General features: G+C 24.9%; 1 protein-coding gene and 1 pseudogene. Both read left to right on the forward strand.

The features are described 5' to 3' along the window. Positions 1 to 928, forward strand: a pseudogene (locus AJ932_RS10775) (hypothetical protein); the annotation flags it as partial. A 7-nt stretch (positions 929 to 935) separates the two neighbouring features. Continuing rightward, positions 936 to 1,184, forward strand: a 249-nt coding sequence (locus AJ932_RS03785; protein WP_060806673.1) for a hypothetical protein, incomplete at its 3' end; no start/stop codon positions are given.

A 1,184-nucleotide genomic window follows, 5' to 3' on the forward strand; every position in this document is an offset into this window, starting at 1 on the left:
TAATGAAGTTTATACTTTTAATTCCCCTAGTGTTTATGGTTGGAATTTTCCTAATATAGCTATCAACCCTAATACTATAAAAATTATGCAAGATCTTTTAGGAAAATACACTATAGATGTTTCAGAAAAAATCACTCATATTTATGATAATGGTAAAATTGAAATCATTGCTTCAGCTCAATATGGTGCAAGCAATGCTTTAGGTATATATACAGGGAAAAATGATCACTCTATAAAACCTCTTGTTAATACTCTCTATTTTTATTCCTATCTTTTAGAATTAGATGCTAACTATAACAAAGTCAAAGATAAAAGCCTTAGTGAGTGTATAGAGTATCTTAATCATTTTATGAAAAATATTCAAATTTATACAGAAACTTTTGTGTTAAAAAATAATGCTATTAATAATAAAAATTTCGCTCTTAAAAATGGACCTCTTGGACTTTTTAGAAGTTCTCCAGAAAAAATCAATCATTTTGAATATTTTCTTTCATTAATAGCCACCATAATGCAAGAAACAAATGGTATTTTAGAAGAGCTTGGAGATAATTATTATACAAGTTATAAAACTCCTACCATTAGTCAAACAAAAATCATAGATTTTATTTTAAAGGCGCAAGAAAAAGAAAAATACATTTTAATTCTTGATAAAAATGATTTTAATAAATACAGAAAAGATTGTTCCTTTATTAATAATCAAGAAAATTTAGCTCATAAAATTGCCATTGGGGAATTTAGAATTTTTATTGTGGTTTATAAAGATATGAAATGTCTTGAAAATATTAATAATATAACAAAAATATACGGATATAATTCAAAAAGTTATAAAATAAAAGATCAAATTTGGGATGAGCAATATTTAGGTGGAGTTTGTAAAATATCACAAGCTTTGTATTTTAATGGAAAAGCTAAAATAGGTATTATTTAGGAAAATTATGATAGGTAAAGACTTTTTATATTCTATTCATAAAGATAAAAAAAGTATTTATTTGTTTTGTGAAAATAAAAGCATAATTGATTGTCAAAGTATTTATGATGAACTTTATAAATTAGAAGCAACGACAGATTTTACTTTTGAAGAACTTCAAAACTATCAAGCTTATATCTTCCTAAACTCCACCCTCCTTACAGGCTCAAATGAACTTCCTAATAATCCTTTTTACTTTGGAGAATTAGATCAAGAT

Origin of the sequence: Campylobacter sp. BCW_6873 (assembly GCF_001762365.1) — a bacterium.
Lineage (GTDB): Bacteria > Campylobacterota > Campylobacteria > Campylobacterales > Campylobacteraceae > Campylobacter_D > Campylobacter_D jejuni.